18 protein-coding genes are annotated in these 17,482 nt (G+C 69.4%); 11 read left to right on the forward strand and 7 right to left on the reverse strand.

Going from position 1 to position 17,482, the window contains the following annotated elements; genetic code table 11:
- Window positions 1-78 precede the first annotated feature (78 nt).
- The 6 genes from AMK34_RS23760 to AMK34_RS23785 all read left to right on the forward strand — a co-directional run bounded on the left by AMK34_RS23760 (window position 79) and on the right by AMK34_RS23785 (window position 5,530).
- Window positions 79-1,143 carry an acyl-CoA dehydrogenase family protein gene (locus tag AMK34_RS23760; RefSeq protein ID WP_073846823.1) on the forward strand — a complete coding sequence of 355 codons (1,065 nt, stop codon included), beginning with the start codon at window positions 79-81 and terminating at the stop codon, window positions 1,141-1,143.
- Window positions 1,144-1,147: 4 nt separating this feature from the next.
- Window positions 1,148-2,320: an acyl-CoA dehydrogenase family protein gene (locus AMK34_RS23765; RefSeq protein WP_073847169.1), complete on the forward strand. Its 1,173-nt coding sequence runs from the start codon at window positions 1,148-1,150 to the stop codon at window positions 2,318-2,320.
- The gene (locus AMK34_RS23770) at window positions 2,317-3,231 is read left to right on the forward strand and encodes a bifunctional MaoC family dehydratase N-terminal/OB-fold nucleic acid binding domain-containing protein (RefSeq protein ID WP_073846824.1); all 915 of its coding nucleotides are present in this window, start codon (window positions 2,317-2,319) and stop codon (window positions 3,229-3,231) included. The genes AMK34_RS23765 and AMK34_RS23770 overlap by 4 nt, the downstream gene beginning before the upstream one ends.
- Entirely contained in the window at window positions 3,228-3,623 is a 396-nt protein-coding gene (locus tag AMK34_RS23775; protein WP_038516056.1) for a MaoC family dehydratase, read from the forward strand. The genes AMK34_RS23770 and AMK34_RS23775 overlap by 4 nt, the downstream gene beginning before the upstream one ends.
- The gene (locus AMK34_RS23780) at window positions 3,623-4,792 is read left to right on the forward strand and encodes a lipid-transfer protein (protein ID WP_073846825.1); all 1,170 of its coding nucleotides are present in this window, start codon (window positions 3,623-3,625) and stop codon (window positions 4,790-4,792) included. Before AMK34_RS23775 ends, AMK34_RS23780 begins: the two co-directional genes overlap by 1 nt.
- 168 nt (window positions 4,793-4,960) lie before the next feature.
- Entirely contained in the window at window positions 4,961-5,530 is a 570-nt protein-coding gene (locus AMK34_RS23785) for a DUF5134 domain-containing protein (protein ID WP_073846826.1), read from the forward strand.
- A 211-nt stretch (window positions 5,531-5,741) separates the two neighbouring features.
- On the opposite strand, the gene AMK34_RS23790 is transcribed toward AMK34_RS23785, so the two are convergent.
- The 7 genes from AMK34_RS23790 to kstD all read right to left on the reverse strand — a co-directional run bounded on the left by AMK34_RS23790 (window position 5,742) and on the right by kstD (window position 12,235).
- Window positions 5,742-6,203: a riboflavin kinase gene (locus tag AMK34_RS23790; RefSeq protein ID WP_073846827.1), complete on the reverse strand. Its 462-nt coding sequence runs from the start codon at window positions 6,201-6,203 to the stop codon at window positions 5,742-5,744.
- Window positions 6,204-6,473: 270 nt separating this feature from the next.
- On the reverse strand, window positions 6,474-7,223 hold the full coding sequence (locus AMK34_RS23795; RefSeq protein ID WP_073846828.1) for a class I SAM-dependent methyltransferase: 750 nt from the start codon (window positions 7,221-7,223) through the stop codon (window positions 6,474-6,476).
- Between the two features lie 52 nt (window positions 7,224-7,275).
- Window positions 7,276-8,139, reverse strand: a complete 864-nt coding sequence (locus AMK34_RS23800; RefSeq protein ID WP_038516046.1) for a MaoC/PaaZ C-terminal domain-containing protein — start codon at window positions 8,137-8,139, stop codon at window positions 7,276-7,278.
- A gap of 10 nt (window positions 8,140-8,149) precedes the next feature.
- Window positions 8,150-9,175 (reverse strand): ferredoxin--NADP reductase, encoded by a 1,026-nt coding sequence (locus AMK34_RS23805; protein ID WP_073846829.1) that lies wholly within the window; start codon window positions 9,173-9,175, stop codon window positions 8,150-8,152.
- Entirely contained in the window at window positions 9,172-9,432 is a 261-nt protein-coding gene (locus tag AMK34_RS23810; RefSeq protein ID WP_037343565.1) for a hypothetical protein, read from the reverse strand. Before AMK34_RS23810 ends, AMK34_RS23805 begins: the two co-directional genes overlap by 4 nt.
- Window positions 9,429-10,568, reverse strand: a complete 1,140-nt coding sequence (locus tag AMK34_RS23815) for a Rieske 2Fe-2S domain-containing protein (RefSeq protein ID WP_073846830.1) — start codon at window positions 10,566-10,568, stop codon at window positions 9,429-9,431. Before AMK34_RS23815 ends, AMK34_RS23810 begins: the two co-directional genes overlap by 4 nt.
- Complete coding sequence (kstD, locus tag AMK34_RS23820) at window positions 10,565-12,235, reverse strand: 3-oxosteroid 1-dehydrogenase (protein ID WP_073846831.1); 1,671 nt, start codon at window positions 12,233-12,235, stop codon at window positions 10,565-10,567. The genes AMK34_RS23815 and kstD overlap by 4 nt, the downstream gene beginning before the upstream one ends.
- A gap of 99 nt (window positions 12,236-12,334) precedes the next feature.
- On the opposite strand from kstD, the gene AMK34_RS23825 reads away from it, so the two are divergent.
- Genes AMK34_RS23825 through hsaB form a run of 5 tightly spaced genes read left to right on the forward strand, consistent with a single transcriptional unit; the run spans window position 12,335 to window position 17,465 of the window.
- Window positions 12,335-13,933 carry an FAD-binding protein gene (locus AMK34_RS23825; RefSeq protein WP_073846832.1) on the forward strand — a complete coding sequence of 533 codons (1,599 nt, stop codon included), beginning with the start codon at window positions 12,335-12,337 and terminating at the stop codon, window positions 13,931-13,933.
- Between the two features lie 43 nt (window positions 13,934-13,976).
- Window positions 13,977-15,152, forward strand: a complete 1,176-nt coding sequence (gene hsaA / locus AMK34_RS23830; RefSeq protein WP_073846833.1) for a 3-hydroxy-9,10-secoandrosta-1,3,5(10)-triene-9,17-dione monooxygenase oxygenase subunit — start codon at window positions 13,977-13,979, stop codon at window positions 15,150-15,152.
- Window positions 15,152-16,000 (forward strand): 4,5:9,10-diseco-3-hydroxy-5,9,17-trioxoandrosta-1(10),2-diene-4-oate hydrolase, encoded by an 849-nt coding sequence (hsaD, locus tag AMK34_RS23835; RefSeq protein ID WP_073846834.1) that lies wholly within the window; start codon window positions 15,152-15,154, stop codon window positions 15,998-16,000. Before hsaA ends, hsaD begins: the two co-directional genes overlap by 1 nt.
- Window positions 16,000-16,914: an iron-dependent extradiol dioxygenase HsaC gene (gene hsaC / locus AMK34_RS23840; protein WP_038516029.1), complete on the forward strand. Its 915-nt coding sequence runs from the start codon at window positions 16,000-16,002 to the stop codon at window positions 16,912-16,914. Before hsaD ends, hsaC begins: the two co-directional genes overlap by 1 nt.
- Window positions 16,911-17,465 carry a 3-hydroxy-9,10-secoandrosta-1,3,5(10)-triene-9,17-dione monooxygenase reductase subunit gene (gene hsaB, locus AMK34_RS23845; RefSeq protein ID WP_038516026.1) on the forward strand — a complete coding sequence of 185 codons (555 nt, stop codon included), beginning with the start codon at window positions 16,911-16,913 and terminating at the stop codon, window positions 17,463-17,465. Before hsaC ends, hsaB begins: the two co-directional genes overlap by 4 nt.
- Window positions 17,466-17,482: the final 17 nt, after the last annotated feature.

Raw genomic sequence — 17,482 nt, forward strand, 5'->3', positions numbered from 1 at the left:
CTTGCCGTCGCGGCTCCTTCCGGATAAGACTAGAACAGGTTTCAATATTGTGCCCGTTCGCCCCGGTGAGGAGCCAGTGTGGACTTCCAGTTCGACGAGACGCAGACCGAGGTCACCGCGCTGGCCGCGCGTGTGCTCGGCAAGGAGCGTGAGCCCGCGGACACGTGGCGCGCGCTGGCCGACGCCGGTTTGCTCGCCCTGGCGCTGCCCGCCGAACTCGGCGGCGACGGTCTCGGTGTCGCCGAAGTCGCCTTGGTGCTGACCGAACTCGGCCGCGTCGCCTCGCCGTCGCCCGCGCTGGCGTCGCTGGCCTTCGGTGTTCTGCCGGTCACCGCGCTCGGCGGGCCGGATCAGCGCTCGGCGCTGCTCCCGCCGGTCGCCGCGGGTGACTCCGTGCTCACCGCCGCGCTGAACGAACCTTCCGCGCCGTTCAGCACCCGGCCCGCGACCGTCGCGGAATCGGCGGGGGACTGGCGGCTGAGCGGGGTCAAGGTCGGCGTGCCGTTCGCGGCGGAGGCGACCCGGATCCTGACGCCCGCCTCGCTGCCCGGCGGTACCGGCGTCTTCCTCGTCGACCCGCGCGCGGACGGCGTGACCCTGACGCCGACGAGAACCTCTTCCGGCACACCGGATTACACGATGACGCTGGACTCGGTGACCGTCACCGACGCCGATCTCCTCAACGGGCACGGCCCCGGCGAGTCGATCGCGACGCTGCACCGGTTCGCGCTCGCGGGCGCCGTGGCGTTCGGCGACGGACTCCTCGCCGGCGCGCTCGCGCTGACCACGAAACACGTCGGCGAACGGGAGCAGTTCGGGCGCCCGCTGGCGGCGTTCCAGGCGGTGGCGCAACAGATCGCGGACGTCTACGTCGCTTCGAGGACGGTCCAGCTGGCCGCGCGGTCGGCGGTCTGGCGGCTCGCGGCGGGGCTCGACGCCGACGCGGAACTCGACATCGCGGCCTACTGGCTGGCGGAGGAGGCGCCCGCGGCGCTGGCCGTCTGCCATCACCTGCACGGCGGGATCGGCGTGGACGAAACCTATCCACTGCACCGGTTCTCGTCGGCGGTCAAGGATCTGGGACGAACGCTCGGCGGTGCCTCGTATCGGCTGGCCGGTCTGGGCGAACTGGTGGCGGGGTGAACCGATGCTGATCGAATTGACCGCGGCGCAACACGAATTGCGCTCCGAACTGCGCGAGTACTTCGCCGGGCTGGTGAGCCCGGACGAGCGGCGCGCGATGCTGCGAGAGCGGCACGGGCCGGTGTACCGCGAGATCGTGCGCCGGATGGGCCGCGACGGATGGCTCGGCGTCGGCTGGCCGGAACAGTACGGCGGCCGGGGTTTCGGCGAGATCGAGCAGCACATCTTCGTCGACGAGGCCGCCCGTGCCGATGTCCAGCTGCCGTCGGTGACCCTGCAGACCGTCGGCCCCACGTTGCAGGCGTTCGGCACTGAAGAGCAGAAAGCCCTGTTCCTGCCCAAGATCCTCGCGGGCGAGGTGCATTTCGCCATCGGTTACACCGAACCCGAGGCGGGGACGGACCTGGCGGCACTGCGCACGACGGCGGTGCGCGAGGGGGACGAGTACGTCGTCAACGGCCAGAAGATCTTCACCACCGGCGGCCACGACGCCGACTACATCTGGCTGGCCGTGCGCACCGATCCCGGCGCGCCCAGGCACAAGGGGATCTCGATCCTCATCATGGACACCCGCGATCCGGGCTACTCGTGGACGCCGATCATCACCTGCGACGGCGCCCACCACGTGAACGCCACCTACTACTCGGACGTCCGGGTGCCCGCGAACATGCTGGTGGGCAAGGAGAACGAGGGCTGGCGGCTGATCACCACGCAGCTGAACCACGAACGCGTCATGCTCGGCCCCGCCGGCCGGATCGGCGGTCTCCACGACCGTGTCCGCGAGTGGGCGGCGTCGAGGAAGACCCCGGACGGGACACCTCTGCTCCAGCTTCCCGACGTCCGGGCCGTACTCGCGGAAACCCTGGCGACCGCGCGGATCAACGAACTGCTGAACTGGCAGGTCGCGGCGTCGTCGGCGACCGGACCGGTGGCGGTGGCCGACGCGTCGGCCACGAAGATCGTCGGCTCCGAGCGCATCCAGGGGCTGACCAGGAAACTGGAGGAGATCGTGGCGCGACACGGCGATCAGGCCGACGCCGAAACCGCGGACCTGGCGCAGTGGCTGGACGGGGTGGCCAAACGCAATCTGGTGCTGACCTTCGGCGGCGGCGTCAGCGAGATCCAGCGCGAGCTGATCGCCACCGCCGGGCTCGGCCTGCCGAGGGTGCCGCGATGAGCATCCAGGAAGCGGCCGAACGGATCGCCGCGCGCGGGGAGTCCGCGCCGAGGGCCGCGCGTGACGCGGTCAACCAGGCGATGGTGAACAACTGGGTCGAAGCCATCGGCGATCGTAATCCCGTGTACGTCGACGAGGAGTTCGCCGCCACGAGTGTCCACAAGGGACTCGTCGCGCCGCCCGCGATGGCGCAGGTGTGGACGATGGGCGGGCTGCACTGGACCAGGGCGTCGGACGATCCGCTCGGCGCGATGATGGAGGTGCTCGACGAGGCCGGGTTCACCTCGGTCGTCGCGACGAACTCCGAGCAGAACTACTTCCGGTATCTGCGGCACGGCGAACGGGTCGCCGCGACCGCGAAACTCGAAAGCGTCGTCGGGCCCAAACGCACCGCGCTGGGCGAAGGCTGGTTCGTGACGACGAAGACCACCTGGTACGTCGGCGACGAGGCCGTCGCGGACATGGTGTTCCGGGTGCTGAAGTTCCGTCCGCCGGGCGCCGGGCCCGCCAAGACGGCCGCGCCCGTGCTGCGGCCGGTGATCAGCAAGGACACCGAGTTCTTCTGGGCGGGGCTGCGGGAAGGGGAGCTGCGGATCCAGCGCTGGGGCGAGACCTTGCGGCATCCGCCCGGCCCCATGCCGCCGGACGGAGACTTCGACGCCAAGCCGGACTACGTCGTCGCGTGCGGACGCGGAACGGTCTACAGCTACGTGGTGCACCACCATCCGAAGGTCCCCGGCAAGGATCTGCCGTTCGTGGTCGCGCTCGTCGAACTGGAGGAGGGTGTCCGGGTGATGGGCGAGCTGCTCGACACCGATCCCGAAACCGTCCACATCGGACTCCCGGTGGAAGCGGCCTTCGTGAAGATCGACGAGGAACTGACGTTGCCCGCTTGGAGGGTCGCGCGATGAAGGACTGTTCGGTCGGCACCGAGCTGCCGCCGCTGACGATCGAGGCCACCCCGACCTTCGTGGTGAGCACCGCGCTGGCGACGCGGGACTTCCAGGACGTCCACCACGATCGCGACGCCGCCGTCCAGCGCGGCTCGAAGGACATCTTCCTCAACATCCTCACCGACACAGGCCTGGTGCAACGGTTCGTGACCGACTGGGCGGGCCCGGAGGCGTTCGTGCGCTCGATCAAGATCCGGCTCGGGGTACCTTGCTACGCCTACGACACGCTGACCTTCACCGGCCGGGTCACGGAACGGGACGGCGACGACGTCGTGGTCTCGGTGTCCGGTGTGGACAGTCTTGGCGAGCATGTGGTGGGCACCGTGGCGATCACGTTGGGAGGCGAGTGATGACCCTCTCCGGACGGGCGGCCATCGCCGGGATCGGTGCGACGGAGTTCTCGAAGGATTCCGGGCGCAGTGAGCTGCGGCTGGCGGCGGAAGCGGTTTCGAGCGCGCTGAAGGACGCCGGGCTCACTCCGTCCGATGTGGACGGATTGGTGTCGTTCACCATGGACGGCAACAGCGAGATCGCTGTCGCGCGGGAGCTCGGCATCCCGGAGCTCAAGTTCTTCAGCCGGATCCACTACGGCGGCGGGGCCGCGGCCGCGACCGTGCAACAGGCCGCAATGGCCGTCGCGACCGGGGTCGCGGACGTCGTCGTCGCGTACCGGGCGTTCAACGAGCGGTCCGGGATGCGGTTCGGGCAGGTGTCCTCGGCCGCGGCGGGGCAGGTGAACTCGTCCGGCGTCGACAACGCCTTCCACTACCCGATGGGCATCGCGACGCCGGCCGCGACCGTCGCCATGCTCGCCCGGCGCTACATGCACGAGTACGGCGCGACCAGCGAGGATTTCGGCCGGGTGGCCGTCGTCGACCGAGCCCGCGCGGCGACCAACCCCCGGGCGTGGTTCTACGGCAAGCCGATCACACTGGAAGAGCATCAGGCCTCCCGCTGGGTCGCCGAACCGTTGCATCTGCTGGACTGCTGCCAGGAGAGCGACGGAGGGGTCGCCCTGGTGATCGTCAGCGCCGAGCGGGCGCGCGACCTGCCGCACCGGCCCGCCGTGATCGCGGCGGCGGCGCAGGGGAGCGGGCCGGACCAGTACGTGATGACCAGCTACTACCGGGACGATCTCCCGGCGCTGCCCGAAATGGGTGTCGTGGGACGGCAGTTGTGGGAGCAGTCCGGGCTGGGTCCGGGCGACATGGACCTCGCGGTGCTGTACGACCACTTCACCCCTTATGTCCTGATGCAGCTGGAAGAACTCGGCTTCTGCGGGAAGGGCGAGGCCAAGGACTTCATCAGCGGTGGCACCCTGGAACTCGACGGGAAGCTCCCGCTCAACCCGCACGGCGGGCAGCTGGGGGAGGCTTACATCCACGGGATGAACGGGATCGCCGAAGGGGTCCGGCAGCTGCGGGGCGACGCCGTCAACCAGGTCGACGGGGCCGCGCGTGTGCTGGTGACCGCCGGCACCGGCGTACCTACGAGCGGACTGGTCCTGACCGCGGGCTGAGTGCCTGTTGGTGAACCCGCCGGTGATTCGGCACAGCGGGTTCACGCGTGCGGTCGCCTTCCGGATCAAATCTCAGCTCCGCCAACAGGCTCTGAGATCACCTCAATGCCCGATGGTGTACTAGAGCGCCACCTGCCACGGTGAAGGGGTTACCGGCCGGGAGGTGCCATGTCTGGACCAATCGTCGTCGCGTGGGCCCTGACCGCGGTGTTCGCCGCGCTCGTCCTGCCCTGCGTGCTGAGACTCGTCCGGCTGGACTACGGCAGGCAGGGCGCGGCGGTTCGCAACGGCGACCTGGCGGAACTACTGCTCGTCGTCGCCATGGTCGCGATGCTGTCGCCGGTGGGCGGCCCGATCCCGGCGGCGGGCTGGCAGGCGGTGCTGGCGCTGACCGCGGGATGGTTCGCGGTCTCGTGGTGGAAGGGCCGCCGCTCCGGGCATACGTCGTGCGGGCATCACGCCGTGTCCGCCGTCGCGATGCTGTTCATGGTGACGTTCATGCCGCACAGCGAGGTGACCCACGGGCCGTGGCTGGTGATGTCCGGCCCTGGGGGCCCTTCCGCGCTGTGGCTTTCGCTGCTGTTCGGCGCCGTGGCCGCGTATTTCGCGGCGGACGCCGTACGCGCAGGGGTGCTGGCGTCGCGGGGCGCCACGGCCTCCGGTCAGACGTCGCGGCGGGTGTGCCGGGTGATCATGGGGCTCGGCATGGGGTACATGCTGCTGGGTGCGGCGGTCTAGGGGCGGGAGCCGTCGCGCGTGTTGCGAAAGCCACTTTCGCAACACTCAACGTTGCGAAAGTGGCTTTCGCAACTTCTTGGGAAGCCGGGCTGGAAGGCGTGTCGCGAAAGCCACTTTCGAGACATCCAAGGTCGCGAAAGTGGCTTTCGCGACCTCGTCAGACGGCGGTCGTGGGCGATCGGACTGCTTGAAGCAGAGGTCCTGCGGCGGTCTAGGAACCGAGCGGCACGCGCCGCACGACACCGGCCTCCGCGGCACCCGCGTCCGGCAAACCGTCGGCCGGGTTCTCCGCGGCCCACTTGCGGGCGTCGGCGATGTCCTTGTTGAGCGCGACGATCAGTGCCTCCGACGACGGGTACGCCTCCTGCTCGCGCAGGTGGTGGCCCAGCCAGACGGTCAGCACCTCGCCGTAGAGGTCGCCGCTGAAGTCCAGCAGATGCGCCTCGACGAGCCGGTAACCGTCCGCGCCGTAGTAGGTCGGCCGCCTGCCGACCGAGACCGCGGCCGCGATCCGGGTACCGTCGGCGCGTTCGGCCCAGCCTGCCCACACTCCGTCGCCGACCTGGCCGTCCTGGTCGCGCAGCGCGATGTTGGCGGTCGGGAAACCCAGTTCCCTGCCCCGCTGATCGCCCTTCTCCACCTGGCCACGGACCACGAAGTACTCCGTCGTCATGCCGCTCCCGTCCCTGCCGTCACGAGAGCCATGAATACCATGCCTCGCGGCCGGGGTCGACCGCCGTTCACGTCGCGGGAGTGTCCACTGTGTACTCGGTATCTTCGGGAACCCGCGTCCGCGATCGACGTCGGCAGGGCGCTACCTGGTCATCTACGTAGCGATGGGCGGGCAGGGCGCCCCGCCACCGCGATAGCGGGGCCTTCGGCCGGGGCGGGTTCATGCCTATGGCCATTTCCGGGGACATGTCAGCTTCGCCACCTGGCACGGTCACGTGACGACGAGCCGGTAGCCCAGGTCGAGTTCCGTCCGGCCGAGCAGCCCGACGTGGTGCCGGTGCCAGTGCCCGTCCGCGAGATCGGCGCGCAGCCGCTCGACCGCCGTCGCGACGACGTTCTGGTCCAGCAAGGCCACCCCCGACATCCCCGCGCGCACGCGCTCGGACAGGTACGCCTCCGGCCTGCGCCAATACGCGCCGAGGAACCCGTCGACGCAGTCCGACGGCACCGGCAGCGGAGCCACCGCGGGTACCTGGCCCGCCTCGGTCAGTTCTTCGACGACCCGGTCGAGACAGGCCAGCCTGCTCTCGTGTTCGGCGATCTCCGGCAGGTAGTCGCGCACGAGCCAGAACCGCGCGAACACCGCCTGGTCCCAGGTCACGATCACCTGGCGGCGGGAGACGCGCCGCAACTCGGCCAGCCCGGCGGTCACGTCCGTCCAGTGGTGCACGGTGAGCACCGCCAGGGCGACGTCGAAGGCGCCGTCGGCGAAGGGCAGGCCTTCCGCGCACGCCTGGACGGCGGGTGCCGCCGTGGCGGGACGCTGCGCGATCATCCGCCGTGACGGCTCGACGGCCACCACGTCGCGGTCTTCTGGCTCGTAGGAACCGGCTCCGGCCCCGACGTTGACCACCGAGCGCGCGTCGCCGAGGGCCGCGGTGATGGCGGCGGCGACGCGGGGATCCGGCCGTCTCGATCGCGCGTAGTCCCGGCCGAGTTCGGCATACGGGTCCGAGATCAAGGGGCGCACCCGGCCGAGTCTAGCCAGGTGCGCTACCTGCGGGAACGATGATTCAGTCTGTCGTGGTCAAGAAAGTGTCGGAAAGGACGGGCGCGTCGTCCCGGTCCGGCGCCGTGGTCGCGATCAGCAGCCCGGCGGGCTCGCGCCAGACGCGGGTCCGCAGCGGTTCGCCGGGGAAGACGACGCCGGCGAACTTGGCCGAGAACGACGCGACGCGGGTGGTGTCGCCGTCGAGGCACGCGTCGGTGACCGCCTTCGCGACGACGCCGTAGGTGCACAGGCCGTGCAGGATCGGCCTGTCGAACCCGGCCGCCGCGGCGAACGCGGGATCGGCGTGCAGGGGGTTGCGGTCCCCGCAGAGCCGGTAGAGCAGCGCCTGTTGCGGCAGCGTCGGGGTGTCGATGACGGCGTCCGGCTCCCGCGACGGGGGTTCGGCCCGGTCGGACGGACCGCGTTCGCCGCCGAAACCTCCTTCACCGCGGGCGAAGATGCTCGATCGCAGTGTCCACAGTGGAGTGCCGTCCGAGTCGGTGGCGACCGTCTCGTTCACGATCACGGCCGCCTTGCCCTTGTCGAAGACGTCGACGATCCGCGTCCGCGCCACGGCCTTCCCCGAGACCGGGATGGGCCGGTGCGCGATGACCTCCTGCTTGCCGTGCAGCACTTTCCCGAGATCGACCTCGACGCCGGGGAACGAGACCGCGGGCGGCTCGAACACGCGCAGGTTCGCCGCCACGGTGGCGAACGTCGGCAGCACCTGGAGGCCCTCTTCGTAGGTGTAGCGCAGTTCGCGCGGGCTCATCGGGTCCGCGCCGGCGCCCAGCGCCAGGTGGTAGAGCTGCACGTCCGACGCGGTCCAGGCGAAACTCACCTCGCCGAGGTCGGCGCCGATCGCGACCGAAGGATCGATGGGCACGGGGGGACTCCTACTCGTAGGTGACGGTGACCTCGTCGGTCAGCGGCAGGGACTGGCACGCCAGCACGATGCCTTCGGCGATGTCGTCGCCGTCGAGGACCTCGTTGTTCAGCATCTTCACCTCGCCGGAGACGATCCGGCAGGCGCACGCACTGCACTGGCCCTCGCGGCACGAGTACGGCGCGTCGAAACCCTTTTCCAGCAACAGGTCCAGCAATTTCGTCCGGCGCGGCCACGCGAGGTTCTTGGTCTCGCCGTCGAGGGTGACCTCGACCGACGCCGGGGTCTCGGCCTCTTCGACGGCGACGGGCTCGGCCACCTCGAACGGGTTCCCGCCCAGCGACAGGAACCGCTCCAGGTGGATCCGCTTGCGCGGCAGCCCGAGGTCTTTGAGCACCGTGCGTGCCGCGTCCATGAACGGCCCCGGGCCGCAGATGAACGCCTCGTGCGCGGTGTACGGCGCCACCAGCGTGCGCAGGTGAGCTTCCGTCGGCAGCCCCTGCAGGCTCTCCAGCCAGTGCACGACGGCCAGCCGGTCCGAGTGCCGGGCGGCGAGGTCCGCCAGTTCACGCGCGAAGATCACCGAGCTCTCGTCGCGGTTCGCGTACAGGAGCACCACCTTGCCGGTGCCGTGCTCCAGCGCGGATTTGAGGATCGACATCACCGGCGTGATCCCGCTGCCGCCCGCGAGCAGCAGGAAGTCCTCGTCGAGCGACGCGGGGCTGAACACCCCGGCCGGTGGGAGGACCTGGACCTCTTGCCCCGCCCGGAGGTTGTCGCACAGCCAGTTCGACCCGTAGCCGTCGGCGGTGCGCTTGACGGTGACCTGCACCCGGCCCTCGTGCGGCGCGCTGGAGAGCGAGTAGCAGCGGGCCACCGAACCGGTCCGGTCGCTCGGCACCCGGACGGTGAGGAACTGCCCTGGGACGTAAGCGAAAGCGGAGACGTGCTCGGCCGGGATGTCGAACACGATCGAGCGCGCGTCGGCCGTCTCGGTGATCACCTCGGCCACGGTCACGGTGACGGGACCGCTCATTCGGGCACCTCCAGCAGGCCGTCTTTCAAGGCGATCTCGATGCTCTCGGTGAGATTGCCGCAGGTGTCGAGCAACGCCGTCTGCGCCCCGGACGCCTTCTGTTCGGCGAACACCGGGCAGCTCCGGGACGCGTCGCTCGTCCACTGGATGCTGGTGTGCTGCATGCTGTTCTTCTTGACCAGCACGCACGTCCCGCACGAGCGGCAGGTCAGCGGCCGCAGCCCGGCGGTGAGGAATTCGACGGTCTCGGGCTTCACACCCCGGCCTCTTCCGCCTGCTGCCGTGCCAGGTTCTCGGCCACCTCCGCCGCCCAGACCTCGTTGGCGCGGCTGGTGTCCACTTCGAACTCGAACCGCTGTGTCATGTCCTCGGTGACGTCGGCCGCGTCCACATAGAACTGGTCGTACCAGCGGCGCAGCTGATACACCGGCCCGTCTTCCTCGCACAGCAACGGATTGTCGATACGGGTCTTGTTGCGCCAGATCTCGACGTCCTGCAGGAAGCCGACGCCGATACCCTTGGCGAACTTCCCGGCGATCTTGTCCGCGTGCTCGTCCGAGACACCCTCGAACTTCTTCACGCTCACGCCCCACTGCAGCACGAACGAGTTCTCGGTGACCGGGTAGTGGCAGTTGATCAGCACGTTCTCGATCTCGAAACCCTGGTACGTGTTGAGCAGCTTGTTGATCATGTACGACGGGCCGAAGTACGACGCCTCGGACCGCAGCAGGTTCTCCTCGCCGCCGTAGTTCGACGCCATGCCCTTGTCCGGGCGGCCCTTCGTGTTCAGGTACTGCGTGGCGATGTGGCCCTCGAAAACGTTCTTGAAGTAGGTCGGGAAGGCGTAGTGGATGTAGAAGAAATGCGCCATGTCGACCATGTTGTCGATGATCTCGCGGCAGTTGGCGCCCTCGATGAGCACCGAGTCCCAGGTCCAGTTGCTCCACTCGCCGGTGAAGATGCCTTCGATCCGGGGGATGACGACGTCATCCGGCGGTGGTTTGCCCTCCGGGTCGTGCCAGACGAACAGCTGCTTGTTCTCCTCCAGCACCTGCCACGATTTCGTGCGCGCCCGCAGCGGAACCCGTTTGGCGTAGGGGATCGACACGCATTTGCCGTTGCCGTTCCAGCGCCAGTCGTGGAACGGGCAGGCGATCTCGTCGCCCTTGACCTCGCCCTGGGTGAGGTCGCCGCCCATGTGGCGGCAGTACCCGTCGAGCACGTTCAGCTTGCCGGACGAATCGGCGAAGACCACCAGTTTCGTCCCGAACGCGGTGATGGCGTGCGGTTTCCCGTCGCGGAACGTCTCGGCGAGGCCGAGGCAGTGCCACCCGCGCGCGAACCGTGCGGGGGGTGCGCCCGCGTCGATCTGTCGTACGGATTCCGTCGTCATCGGCTGCCTCCCGGTTGACCGTGATCTTGCTGCGCGAGGTGCTCGGCCGCAAGGTAGCCGAACACCATCGCCGGGCCGATCGTCGCGCCGGGGCCGGCGTAGGTGCGGCCCATCACCGCCGCGCTCGTATTGCCCGCCGCGTAAAGCCCGTCGATGACCGACCCGTCCTCGCGCAGGACGCGCGCGTGCGGGTCGATCCTCAATCCGCCCTTGGTGCCCAGGTCGCCGGGCACGATCTTGACCGCGTAGTACGGCGCGACGTCCAGCGGGCCCAGGCTCGGGTTGGGTTTGTTCCGCGGGTCGCCGTAGTAGTGGTCGTACGCGCTGCGCCCGCGATGGAAGTCCTCGTCCACGCCGCTTTTCGCGAAGCCGTTGAACCGGCGCACGGTGTCCTCCAGCGCGTCGGCCGGGACCTCGATCCGCTCGGCGAGTTTCGCGATGGTGCTCGCTTTGACCGCGATGCCCGCTTTGAACCAGCGGCCGGGCAGCGGCTGGCGGGGCCCGAGGCCGGTGAACATGTACCGGTTGCGGTTGCGCTGGTCGAACACCAGCCAGGTCGGGAAGTTCTCGCCGGGTCCGTCCCCGTCGCCGTACATCGCGTGCACGGCCTCGACATAGGGGGCCGACTCGTTGACGAAACGCTCGCCCCGCCCGTTGACCATCAGGCAGCCCGGCCGCGACCGCTCGGCGAGCGCGAACCACGGGCCGCCGGTGAGCGGGATGGACGGACCCCACCAGGCGTCGTCCATCAGGTCGACGGCCGCGCCGAGTTTGAGCCCGGCGTCGATGGCGTCGCCGGTGTTGGCCTCCGCGCCGACGGTCCACTCCGTACCGATGGGCGCCCGCTGGTATTTGACCCGCATCTCCTCGTTGCGCTCGAACCCGCCCGCGCCGAGGACGACGCCGAGCCGCGCGCGGATCGTCTTGTCCTCACCCTCGTGGCGCACGACGACGCCGGTCACCCGGTCGCCTTCGATCTCCAGATCCACGAGCGGCGTGTTCAGCCAGACGGGCACCTCAGCCCGTCGCAGTCCCTCACGCAGCCCGGCCGCAAGCGCTTGCCCCATGGACAGCAGCCGCTGACGGCGGATCCGGCCCGCGAGCCAGCGGCCGCCGAGGCTCAGCACGCGGAGGACGCCGCGCGGGTGCCGGGCGAGCAGGCTCAGCCACCGGTAGTCCGCCTGGGTGATCGGCGCGCCCAGCGGGGGAGCGCTGTACGGCGGCTCCAGATTCGCCAGTTCCGGGCCGAGCAGGTTGCCGTCGAGCGCGACCGGTTCGACCGAGCGTCCGCCGGCGCGCCCGCCGGGGGCCTCCGGGTGGTAGTCCGAGTAACCGCGGACCCAGCGGAAGCGCAACGGCGTGTGGTCGCAGACGAAGGACAGCACCTCGGGGCCGCGGTCGAGGAAGGCCGACCGCAGTTCGGCGGGGACCACGTCACCGACGATCGCTTCGAGGTATTCGTGCGCCCGCTCCGTGGGTTCGGAGATCCCGGCCGCCCGCAGCGCGTGGTTGCCGGGGATCCAGACGCCGCCGCCGGAGCGCGCGGTGGAGCCGCCGAAGTGGGCGGCCTTCTCCACGACCAGGACCTCGAGTCCCCGGTGGGCTGCGGACAGTGCGGCGGTCATCCCGGCGGCACCGGTGCCCGCCACGATCACGTCGAACTCCATACGCCCCTCACCTGAAACACGTTGTAGGAAGTATCGAGCAGCATCCGCGCTGCTCCAGTCACCATAGACGAGAACGTGTTCTAGTTCTAGGGTAGGGCCATGGACTCCCTCGTCGCGGATGTGGTGATCGTGGGTTTCGGTGCGGCGGGCGCCTGCGCGGCGATCGAAGCGGCCGACGCCGGTGCCCGGGTGCTCGTGCTGGACCGGTTCTCCGGCGGTGGCGCGAGCGCGGTCAGCGGCGGTGTCGTCTACGCCGGTGGCGGGACGGCGCAGCAGCGGGACGCGGGCGTCGACGACAGCGTCGACGCGATGTACGACTACCTGCGGCTCGAGGTCGGCGACGTCGTCTCCGAGGAGACCCTGCGGCGATTCTGCGCGGGTAGTACGGAGATGATCTCCTGGCTGGAAGGCAACGGCGTCCCCTTCGAGGGCAGTCTGTGCCCGTACAAGACGTCTTATCCGAGCGACAAGCACTATCTGTACTACTCGGGCAGCGAGGCGGCAGGCGGTTTCCGCGAGGCGGCCAAGCCGGCGCCGCGCGGACATCGCGTCAAGGGTCCCGGCACTTCCGGGAAACTGCTGATGAAACGCCTGGCCGAGGCGGTCCGGAGCCGCGGGATCCAGGTGCTGCCGCAGACGGCGGCGCGGAACCTGATCGTGGACGACGACGGCACCGTCACCGGCGTCGTGGTGTCCACCCTGCGGGACGCTCCCGCTCACGTGCGGGCCGCACATCGGAAGCTGTCCGCGTATGCCGCGAAACCGGGGATCTACGTGCCGTCGCTGCGGAAGTCGTTGCACCGGCGGGCGGAGCGGATCGAACGCCGATACGGCCGTGAACTGCGGATTTCCGCCACACGCGGGGTCGTTCTCGCGGCGGGCGGGTTCATCGCGAACCGTGAGATGGTGCGCGAGCACGCGCCCGCGTACCGGGGCGGGCTGGCGCTCGGGACCTCGGCCGACGACGGATCCGGTATCCGGATGGGCGTCGAGGCGGGCGGCGCCACCGCCGAACTCGGGCGGATCTCCGCCTGGCGGTTCATCACCCCGCCGTCGGCGTTCCTCGGCGGTCTGCTCGTGGACGAGTCGGGCGGCCGGATCATCGACGAATCCCGCTACGGCGCCGCCGTCGGCGAACGCATGATCACCGAGCACGGCGGCCGCGGCTGGCTGCTGGTCGACGACGCCATCGTCGGGGAGGTCAAACGGGACGCGCGCGGGCAAAGCCAATGGTTCCAAGGACTTCAGGTGCGCTATCTCCTGCGGCAACGGGTCGTCGCCGGGTCGCTGGACGAGGTCGCGCGCAAGGCGGGCGTCGATCCGGGCGGGCTCGCCGCCACGGTCGAGGCCGCGCGTTCCGGCGCGGATCCGGTGGGTAAGCCCGCGGAATTCGCGCGGCCGCTGGACCGGGCGCCGTATTCGCTGATCGACGTCTCGATCAAGCCGAACCTCGGCTATCCGTGCCCGATGCTGACCCTGGGTGGCCTGGTCGTCGACGAGGAGACCGGTGCCGTGCGGTCCGGGGCCGGGGTCCCCATCCGCGGTCTGTACGCGGCGGGCCGGACCGCGGTGGGAATCTGTTCTAGGTCCTATGTGAGCGGTCTGTCGCTGGCCGACTGCGTGTTTTCCGGTCGGCGTGCCGGACTGCACAGTGCGCTCGACCGGGGATCGGTCGACAAAAACGAGAACGTGTTCTAGTCTTGGATCCGGTTCACGGAGTATGGCGAGAGAGGGAACGCATATGAGCGAGCACGCCGCGCAGGACGTGATCGCGGGGATCCGGGAGCTGCTGCCGGTCCTGCGGGAGCGGGCGCAGGAGGCGGAGGACGCCAGGCGCGTTCCCGAGGAGTCCGTCAAATCCCTGCAGGAGACCGGGTTCTTCAAGATGCTGCAGCCGAAGACCTTCGGTGGCATCGAAGCCGACCCGGTGAGCTTCTACACCGCGGTCAAACTCGTCGCGAGCGCGTGCGGGTCCACCGGCTGGGTCGCCTCCATCCTCGGCGTCCACCCGTGGCACCTCGGGCTGTTCGAGGCGCAGGCGCAACAGGACGTCTGGGGTGACGACACCGACGTCCGGATCTCGTCGTCGTACGCGCCGATGGGCAAGGCGGACGTCGTCGAGGGCGGCTACCGGCTCAGCGGGCGCTGGAGTTTCTCCTCCGGCTGCGACCACGCGACCTGGGTGCTGTTGGGCGGGCCGACGTTCAAGGACGGCAAACCGGTCGACTTCTGCACCTACCTGGTGCCGATCTCCGACTACACGATCGAAGACGTCTGGGACACCGTGGGCCTGCGCGGCACCGGGTCCAACGACATCATCGTGAACGACGTGTTCGTCCCGAAACACCGCGCGCTGAGCTTCATCGCGACGTCGAAGTGCAAGACCCCGGGGCAGGAGATCAACACCGGGCCGCTGTACAAACTGCCGTACGGTTCGGTGCATCCGAGCACGATCACCGCGCCGATCATCGGGATGGCGCAGGGCGCCTACGACGCGCACGTCGAGCACCAGGGCAAGCGGGTCCGCGCGGCGTACGCGGGCGAACAGTCCAAAGAGGACCCGTTCGCGAAGGTGCGCATCGCCGAGGCGGCCAGCGAGATCGACGCGGCCTGGCTCCAGCTGACGCACAACATCGACGAGCTGTACCAGCTGGCGTGCCAGGGGGAGAAGCTCCCGTTCCCCACGCGGCTGCGGGTCCGCCGCGACCAGGTCCGCGGCACGGAACGCGCGATCTTCGCCATCGACCGGCTTTTCGAGAACTCCGGCGGCCGCGCGCTGCAGGCCGGAACCCCGATCCAGCGGTTCTGGCGCGACGCGCACGCCGGCCGGGTGCACGCGGCGAACGACGCCGAGCGCGCCTACGTCATGTTCGGAACCGGCGCCTTCGGGCTGCCCGTCGAGAATGCGATGGTCTGATGACCGAAGGCAAGTACGTCACCGTCCAAGGTGGACTGAAGCTGCACTACCACGAGGCGGGTGCGGAACACGCGGAGACGGTGATCCTGCTGCACGGCGGTGGGCCCGGCGCGTCGGCGTGGAGCAACTTCGGCCGCAACCTGCCGGTGTTCGGCAAGAGCTACCGGACGCTGGCCATCGACCAGCCCGGGTTCGGCCGGTCGGACAAACCGACCGAGCATCCGCAGTACTTCCGGCACAGCGCGGACGCCGTGGTCGGGCTGATGGACGAACTCGGGATCGAGCGGGCGCATTTCGTCGGGAACTCGCTCGGCGGCGGGGCTTCCGTGCGGCTCGCGCTCAACCATCCGAAGCGGGCCGGGCGGCTCGTCCTGATGGGGCCGGGCGGCCTGAGCGTCAACCTGTTCGCGCCCGATCCCACGGAAGGCATCAAGAACCTCGGCCGGTTCAGTGCCCCGCCGGGGCCGAGCCGCGAGAAGCTCGAAGCCTTCCTGCGGATCATGGTGCACGACCAGTCACTGATCACCGACGAACTGATCGACGAGCGGTTCGCCGCCGCGAGCGCGCCGGAGTCGCTGGCCGCGATGAAGGCGATGGGGAAGTCTTTCGCCCAGCCGGACTCCTACGAAGAGGGCATGCTGTGGCGTGAGGCGCATCGCCTGCGCCAGCGCGTGCTCCTCATCTGGGGGCGCGAAGACCGGGTGAACCCGCTCGACGGCGCGCTGCTCGCGCTCAAGACGATCCCGCGTGCGCAGCTGCACGTGTTCGGCGGCTGCGGGCACTGGGCGCAGCTGGAGAAGTTCGACGAGTTCAACCGGCTGGCACTCGACTTCCTGGGAGCCTCCTGATGGGTATCCGTTCGCTCGCCTACCTGCGTATCGAAGCCACCGACATGGCCGCGTGGCGCGAATACGGGCTGAAGGTCCTCGGCATGGTCGAGGGTTCCGGCACGAATCCCGAGGCGCTTTACCTGCGCATGGACGATTTCCCGGCGCGGCTCGTGGTGTTCCCCGGCGAGCGCGACAGGCTCGCCGTCGCGGGCTGGGAGGTCGCCAACGCCGGCGAACTCGACGAGATCCGGGCGTCGCTCGACGCGCACTCGGTGCCGTACAAGGAAGGCACGCCGGATCAGCTGGCTGATCGCCGGGTCGACGGCCTCGTGTCCTTTGAGGACCCCTCGGGCAACACACTCGAAGTGTTCCACGGGGTCGCGCTGCAACATCGGCGCGTGGTGAGCCCGTACGGGCACAAGTTCGTGACCGGTGAGCAGGGGCTCGGGCACGTCGTCCTGTCCACACACGACGATGAGGCGTCCCTGCGCTTCTACCGCGACGTGCTCGGGTTCCGGCTGCGGGACTCGATGAAACTGCCGCCGCAGATGGTCGGCAGGCCCGCCGACGGCGCACCGGCGTGGCTGCGGTTCTTCGGCTGCAACCCGCGTCACCACAGTCTCGCGTTCCTCCCGATGCCGACTCCCAGCGGCATCGTGCACCTCATGGTCGAAGTGGAGAACACCGACGATGTCGGTCTCTGTCTCGACCGGGCCATCCGCCGGAAGGTGCCGATGTCGGCGACCCTCGGGCGGCACGTCAACGATCTGATGCTCTCGTTCTACATGAAGACCCCTGGTGGCTTCGATGTCGAATACGGCTGCGAGGGACGTCAAGTGGACGACGAAAGCTGGATCGCCCGAGAGAGTACGGCGGTTTCCTTGTGGGGACACGACTTTTCAGTCGGCGCCCGTCCGCCGGGGCAGTCGTGACCCCGGTGACGGACCTCGGCGCGGACATCGATCCGGCACGGTTCCGCACGGTGCTCGGACATTTCTGCACGGGCGTGGCGGTCGTGACCGGACACGACGGCGAGGCTCCGGTGGGCTTCGCGTGCCAGTCTTTCGCGGCGCTTTCACTGGATCCGCCGCTGGTGCTTTTCTGCCCTGCCAAGACTTCCCGGACGTGGGCGGTACTCGCCGAGTCCGGCCGGTTCGCCGTCAACGTGCTCGCCGAAGACCAGCAAGACGTCAGCGCGGTGTTCGGCGCGCGGGGCGCGGACAAGTTCGCGTCGGTCGACTGGACCCCCGCCCCGTCCGGATCTCCTTTGCTGACCGGGGCTTTGACGTGGATCGACTGCACGCTCGAAGCGGTGCACGAGGCGGGGGACCATTACGTCGTCGTCGGCCGGGTCACCGCGCTCGGGGAACCGTCCGACGATCGGCCGCTGCTGTTCCACCGCGGGCGGTACACGGTGACCGAACCGGTGACGGACGCGCTCGCCGCGCTCATGCCGTGGCCGCGTCCCGACGACTGGCTTTAATCCGTATAAACGAAAAA

It is taken from the genome of Amycolatopsis sp. CB00013 (assembly GCF_001905755.1).
GTDB classification, from domain to species: Bacteria; Actinomycetota; Actinomycetes; order Mycobacteriales; family Pseudonocardiaceae; genus Amycolatopsis; species Amycolatopsis japonica.